This window comes from Streptomyces sp. SM1, from assembly GCF_002910825.1.
Taxonomy (GTDB): domain Bacteria; phylum Actinomycetota; class Actinomycetes; order Streptomycetales; family Streptomycetaceae; genus Streptomyces; species Streptomyces okerensis.
Genome location: NZ_NEUB01000667.1, coordinates 1 through 6,873, shown reverse-complemented (window position 1 = coordinate 6,873; position 6,873 = coordinate 1). Strand labels below are relative to the sequence as shown.

The 6,873-nt window shown below is 70.2% G+C and carries 3 protein-coding genes; 1 reads left to right on the top strand and 2 read right to left on the bottom strand.

Going from position 1 to position 6,873, the window contains the following annotated elements; genetic code table 11:
* The first annotated feature begins 20 nt into the window (after positions 1-20).
* The gene (locus tag B9S61_RS18080; RefSeq protein ID WP_103543199.1) at positions 21-2,282 is read left to right on the top strand and encodes a cation-translocating P-type ATPase; all 2,262 of its coding nucleotides are present in this window, start codon (positions 21-23) and stop codon (positions 2,280-2,282) included.
* Positions 2,283-2,972: 690 nt separating this feature from the next.
* Here the strand turns inward: B9S61_RS18080 and B9S61_RS18075 are convergent.
* Positions 2,973-4,265 (bottom strand): citrate synthase, encoded by a 1,293-nt coding sequence (locus tag B9S61_RS18075; RefSeq protein ID WP_103543198.1) that lies wholly within the window; start codon positions 4,263-4,265, stop codon positions 2,973-2,975.
* Between the two features lie 232 nt (positions 4,266-4,497).
* Positions 4,498-6,786 carry an ATP-dependent RecD-like DNA helicase gene (locus tag B9S61_RS18065; protein WP_103543196.1) on the bottom strand — a complete coding sequence of 763 codons (2,289 nt, stop codon included), beginning with the start codon at positions 6,784-6,786 and terminating at the stop codon, positions 4,498-4,500.
* Between the last annotated feature and the right edge of the window lie 87 nt (positions 6,787-6,873).

The following is a 6,873-nucleotide window of genomic DNA, read 5'->3' as shown; positions in this document are numbered from 1 at the left end:
GACGTCCCAGGAGTACGGACATGACCAGCACCACCGCCGCCGAGGCACCGGCCGGCGCCGAGCAGCCGGCGGCCTCGGAGGTCGAGCTGCTCATCGGCGGGATGACCTGCGCCTCCTGCGCGGCCCGCGTCGAGAAGAAGCTCAACCGCATGGACGGCGTCACCGCCACGGTGAACTACGCGACGGAGAAGGCCCGGATCAGCTACCCGCCGGGCGTCGAGGTCGCCGACCTGATCACCACGGTGGTGCGGACCGGCTACACCGCCGAGGAACCGGCGCCCGCGCGGGAGGAGAACGACGGGGCACCCGCGGCCGGGGCCGACCCCGAACCGGCCGCCCTGCGCGGGCGGCTGACCGTCTCCGCGCTCCTCGCCCTGCCCGTCGTCCTGCTGGCGATGATCCCGCCCCTGCAGTTCGACAACTGGCAGTGGCTCTCGCTGACCCTCGCCGCGCCCGTCGTGGTGTGGGGCGCCGCCCCCTTCCACCGGGCCGCCTGGACCAACCTCCGGCACGGCGCGGCCACCATGGACACGCTGGTCTCCGTCGGCACGCTCGCGGCGTTCGGCTGGTCGCTGTGGGCGCTGTTCCTCGGCGACGCGGGCATGCCCGGCATGCGGCACCCCTTCGAGTTCACCGTCTCCCGCGCCGACGGCGCCTCCACGATCTACCTGGAGGTGGCCGCGGGCGTCACCGCGTTCATCCTGCTCGGCCGCTACCTGGAGGCCCGCTCCAAGCGCCGCGCGGGAGCGGCCCTGCGGGCGCTGATGGAGCTGGGCGCCAAGGACGTGGCGGTACTGCGTGACGGGCGTGAGGTGCGGATTCCGGCGGACCGGCTGGCCGTGGGCGACCGGTTCGTCGTACGGCCCGGGGAGAAGATCGCCACCGACGGCACGGTCCTGGAGGGCTTCTCCGCCGTGGACGCGTCCATGCTGACCGGCGAGTCCGTGCCGGTGGACGTCACCGTCGGCGACACCGTCACCGGTGCCACGGTCAACGCGGGCGGCCGGCTCGTCGTCGAGGCGACCCGGATCGGCGCCGACACCCGGCTCGCGCGGATGGCGAAGCTGGTGGAGGACGCGCAGAACGGCAAGGCCGAGGTGCAGCGCCTCGCCGACCGGATCTCCGGGGTCTTCGTCCCCGTGGTGCTGCTGATCGCGGCCGGCACCTTCGGACTGTGGCTCGGCTCCACCGGCGACACGGTCGCCGCCTTCACGGCGGCCGTCGCCGTCCTGATCATCGCCTGCCCCTGCGCCCTGGGGCTCGCCACGCCGACCGCGCTGATGGTCGGCACCGGGCGCGGCGCCCAGCTCGGCATCCTCATCAAGGGCCCCGAGGTCCTGGAGTCCACGCGCCGGGTCGACACCGTCGTACTGGACAAGACCGGCACCGTCACCACCGGACGGATGTCCCTCCAGGAGGTGCACACCGCCGAGGGCACGGACGAGACACTGCTGCTGCGGCTCGCGGGCGCCCTGGAGCACGCCTCCGAACACCCCGTCGCGCGGGCCGTCGCCGCGGGCGCCGAGGAGAGGGCCGGTGCGCTGCCGGAGACCGAGCACTTCGAGAACGTCCCCGGGCGGGGCGTACGGGGGCGTGTGGAGGGCCATGAGGTGGCCGTGGGCCGGCTCTCCGAGCTCTTCGGGGAACTGCCGCCCGAGCTGGCCCGCGCGAAGGACGAGGCCGAGCGTGCCGGGCGTACGGCCGTGGTGGCCGGCTGGGACGGGGCGGCACGCGGTGTCCTCGCGGTCGCCGACACCGTGAAGGAGACCAGCGCCGAGGCCGTGCGCGGACTGCGCGCCCTCGGACTCACGCCGGTCCTGCTCACCGGCGACAACCGGGCCGTGGCCGAGGCGGTGGCGAAGACCGTGGGCATCGACCGGGTGATCGCCGAGGTGCTGCCCGAGGACAAGGCCGAGGTCGTACGGCGGCTCCAGGCCGAGGGGCGCAGCGTCGCCATGGTCGGTGACGGCGTCAACGACGCGGCCGCGCTGGCCGTCGCTGATCTGGGTCTGGCCATGGGCACCGGCACGGACGCGGCGATCGAGGCGGGCGACCTGACCCTGGTGCGCGGCGATCTGCGGGTGGCGGCGGACGCGATACGGCTGTCCCGCCGGACCCTGTCGACCATCAAGGGCAATCTCGTCTGGGCCTTCGGCTACAACGTGGCCGCGCTGCCCCTGGCCGCGGCGGGACTGCTGAACCCGATGATCGCCGGTGCCGCCATGGCCTTCTCCTCGGTGTTCGTGGTGACGAACAGTCTGCGTCTACGGGCGTTTCATTGAGGTCTCAAGTTGGGCTGTACCCCTGGAGTCCGGTAGGACCCTCACATAAGCTCTTCACACGGCTCGCGCATCTTCCTTACGCTTGGGTCCCGTGAGAGCTTTGCGGGCTCTTGCGCAGCTTGGGAAGATACGCAAGAGACGCAGATCACAGTGATCTGAACGTAACCATCGAAGGGGTTCGAAGGTCTAAGTTGGCGATGTCAGGCAAGCGTCTTGGGGGGCGTTTCCTGGCACTGGGGATGTCTTGGGGGACTTTCCCAGAGATTGCGTTGCCGGGGCACGTACCAGCCGGGGAGCTTTGAGCGGCCCTCCCGAACGGACGTTGTCCCGGCAGACCGCACACCGACGAGTACGGGCGGGTTCAGGTCCGCCCGTACTCACACAGCGATTCAGGCGCTGTTCTCACAGGCGCCCGGCCGGATCCCGTGGGGGGAATCCGCACCGGGACATGGGAAGGCGCCCCGGTACGTCGGCCCGTGGGGGGACCGGCGGCCGGGGCGCCTTTTCTTTACTGCCGTACATCTCACCGATGGGGGCGCGGTCTTCCGTGCGGCGTGCGGCCCGCGGCTCGGCAGCATGCCTGAAGGGGCGCGGGGAACCGCGCGACCGGCCAGAGACCGGCCGGCAGTCGCCCACACCCCTTCAGCGACGAGCTGTCAGGCGCACGGCGCACGCCTCACCGGTACGGTGTCAGCGCTCCTCGACCGGGACGAAGTCACGCTCGACGACGCCCGTGTAGATCTGGCGCGGGCGGCCGATGCGGGAACCCGGCTCCTTGATCATCTCGTGCCACTGGGCGATCCAGCCCGGGAGACGGCCGAGGGCGAACAGGACCGTGAACATCTCGGTCGGGAAGCCCATGGCCCGGTAGATCAGGCCGGTGTAGAAGTCGACGTTCGGGTAGAGGCTGCGCGAGACGAAGTAGTCGTCGGAGAGCGCGTGCTCCTCCAGCTTCAGCGCGATGTCCAGCAGCTCGTCGGACTTGCCGAGAGCGGACAGCACGTCGTGCGCGGCGGCCTTGATGATCTGGGCGCGCGGGTCGAAGTTCTTGTAGACCCGGTGGCCGAAGCCCATCAGCCGGACGCCGTCCTCCTTGTTCTTCACCTTGCGGATGAAGGAGTCGACGTCACCGCCCTCGGCCTTGATGCCCTCGAGCATCTCCAGCACCGACTGGTTGGCGCCGCCGTGCAGCGGGCCCCACAGGGCGGAGATGCCGGCGGAGATCGAGGCGAACATGTTGGCCTGCGAGGAGCCGACCAGACGCACGGTGGAGGTCGAGCAGTTCTGCTCGTGGTCCGCGTGCAGGATGAGCAGCTTGTCCAGCGCCGCCACGACGACCGGGTCGAGGTCGTAGTCCTGCGCCGGGACCGAGAACGTCATGCGCAGGAAGTTCTCGACGTAGCCGAGGTCGTTGCGCGGGTAGACGAACGGGTGGCCGACGGACTTCTTGTACGCGTACGCCGCGATCGTCGGAAGCTTGGCGAGCAGGCGGATGGTGGAGAGGTTGCGCTGCTGCTCGTCGAAGGGATTGTGGCTGTCCTGGTAGAACGTCGACAGCGCGGAGACCACCGAGGACAGCATCGCCATCGGGTGGGCGTCGCGCGGGAAGCCCTTGTAGAAGTTCTTGACGTCCTCGTGCAGCAGGGTGTGCTGCGTGATGTCGCCCTTGAACGTGGCCAGCTCGTCGACGGTCGGCAGTTCGCCGTTGATCAGCAGGTAGGCGACCTCCAGGAAGGTGGAGCGCTCCGCCAGCTGCTCGATCGGGTAGCCGCGGTACCGGAGGATGCCGGACTCGCCGTCGAGATAGGTGACCCCGGATTTATAGGCGGCGGTGTTGCCGTAGCCGCTGTCCAGCGTCACCAGACCGGTCTGGGCGCGGAGCTTCCCGATGTCGAAGCCCTTGTCACCGACCGTACTGTCGATCACCGGGTAGGTGTACTCGCTGCCGTCGTACCGCAGTACTACAGAGTTGTCGTCGCTCACGTCTTCCCTCACCGACGTTGTGCCTCATCTTCGAGGTGCCCTGACTGTCTCTACCATCCCCCACTTGGCTCAGGAGAGTGCACTCGGGGTCGACCATCGGGCCTATTGACGGCACTGAGTGCCGCCAACTTGCCCATCCTGCCCCCTGTGTTCCACTTCCGGAAGGCCTCTGTGACCTTCGTGACTCATTTGATCGATCATTTTTTGGTGACGGACCACTCACGGCGGCGATTCACCCGTCCGTGAGGCGGGAACCGGCGAGCCGGAAGTCCAGCGCCGTGCACCGGCGGCCCGCCGACACCGTGCGCACCGCCTGTCCGATCGCCTTGCGGGAACCGACGAGGACGACCAGCTGTCTGGCCCGGGTGACGGCCGTGTAGATCAGATTGCGCTGGAGCATCATCCAGGCACTCGTCGTCACCGGGATGACGACCGCCGGGTACTCGCTGCCCTGGGAACGGTGGATGGTCACGGCGTAGGCGTGCGCCAGTTCGTCCAGCTCGTCGAAGTCGTACGGCACCTCCTCGTCCTCGTCCGTCAGTACCGTCAGGCGCTGGTCGACCTGATCGAGCGAGGTGACCACGCCCACGGTGCCGTTGAAGACCCCGTTCTCGCCCTTCTCGTAGTTGTTGCGGATCTGGGTCACCTTGTCGCCGACCCGGAAGACCCGGCCGCCGAACCGCTTCTCGGCGAGGTCGGGGCGGCCGGGCGTGATGGCCTGCTGGAGCAGCCCGTTGAGCGTGCCCGCGCCGGCCGGTCCCCGGTGCATGGGGGCGAGGACCTGCACGTCACGGCGCGGATCGAGGCCGAACTTCGCCGGGATGCGCCGCGCCGCGACATCCACGGTGAGCCGGCCGACCTCCTCGGTGTCGTCCTCGACGAAGAGGAAGAAGTCCTTCATCCCGTCGGTGACCGGGTGCTGCCCGGCGTTGATCCGGTGCGCGTTGGTGACCACGCCGGACTGCTGGGCCTGGCGGAAGACCCGGGTGAGCCGGACGGCGGGGACGGGGCCGCCGTCGGCGAGCAGGTCCCGCAGCACCTCCCCGGCGCCGACGCTGGGCAACTGGTCGACGTCCCCGACGAAGAGCAGGTGGGCGCCCGGCGGCACGGCCTTGACCAGCTTGTTGGCGAGCAGCAGGTCCAGCATGGACGCCTCGTCGACCACCACCAGGTCGGCGTCCAGCGGCCGTTCCCGGTCGTAGGCGGCGTCACCGCCGGGCTTGAGCTCCAGCAGACGGTGCACGGTCGAGGCCTCGGCGCCGGTCAGCTCGGCGAGCCGCTTGGCGGCGCGGCCGGTGGGGGCCGCCAGCACCACCTTGGCCTTCTTCGCGCGGGCCAGCTCCACGATCGAGCGGACCGTGAACGACTTGCCGCAGCCGGGTCCGCCGGTCAGGACGGCGACCTTCTCCGTCAGCGCCAGCCTGACGGCGGCCTCCTGCTCGGGGGCGAGGTCGGTTCCGGTACGCGCCTTCAGCCAGCCGAGCGCCTTCTCCCAGGCCACGTCCCGGAACCCCGGCATCCGGTCCTCGCCCGCGCGCAGGAGGCGCAGCAGCTGGGCGGAGAGGGCCAGTTCGGCCCGGTGGAAGGGGACCAGGTAGACGGCGGTGACGGGGTCGCCGCCCCGGGGGTCGGGGACCTTCTCCCGTACGACACCGGGGTCCTCCCCTTCCGCGGGTTCGGCGGCCAGCTCGGCGAGGCACTCGATGACCAGTCCGGTGTCCACCTGGAGCAGCTTCACCGCGTCGGCGATCAGCTTCTCCTCGGGGAGATAGCAGTGCCCCTGGTCGGTGGCCTGCGACAGCGCGTACTGCAGGCCGGCCTTCACCCGGTCGGGACTGTCGTGCGGGATGCCGACGGACTGGGCGATCCTGTCGGCGGTGAGGAACCCGATGCCCCAGACGTCGGAGGCGAGGCGGTAGGGCTGGTTCCTCACGACGGAGATCGAGGCGTCGCCGTACTTCTTGTAGATGCGCACGGCGATGGAGGTGGACACCTCGACGGTCTGGAGGAAGAGCATGACCTCCTTGATCGCCTTCTGCTCCTCCCAGGCGTCGGCGATCTTCTTGGTCCGCTTCGGCCCGAGCCCCGGCACCTCGATGAGCCGCTTGGGCTCCTCCTCGATGACGGTGAGGGTGTCGGCGCCGAAGTGCTGCGTGATGCGGTCGGCGAAGACCGGCCCGATGCCCTTGACGAGCCCGGACCCGAGATAGCGCCGGATGCCCTGGACGGTGGCCGGCAGCACGGTCGTGTAGTTCTCCACGTGGAACTGCTTCCCGTACTGCGGATGCGACCCCCACCGCCCCTCCATCCGCAGGGACTCCCCCACCTGCGCGCCGAGCAGCGCGCCGACGACGGTGAGCAGATCACCGGCGCCTCTGCCGGTGTCGACCCGGGCGACCGTGTACCCGTTCTCCTCGTTGGCGTACGTGACGCGCTCCAGCACACCTTCGAGCGTGGCGAGCCGTCGCTCACCGGGGGCCGCGGCGCCGGATCCGGCTGCGGCTGCGGACTGGTTGGGCATGATCCCACGGTACCGGTGGGGTGTGACAGGGGTGTGCGGTCCCGCCGGGCGGGCGGTGCGGGCGGGCGGCCGCGGTGCGGGCCGGCG

What these genes read in the sequence shown, in the direction of transcription:
- B9S61_RS18080 (WP_103543199.1), top strand. Translation starts at nt 21, where the DNA reads ATGACCAGCACCACCGCCGCCGAGGCACCGGCCGGCGCCGAGCAGCCG.
- B9S61_RS18065 (WP_103543196.1), bottom strand. Translation starts at nt 6,786, where the DNA reads ATGCCCAACCAGTCCGCAGCCGCAGCCGGATCCGGCGCCGCGGCCCCC.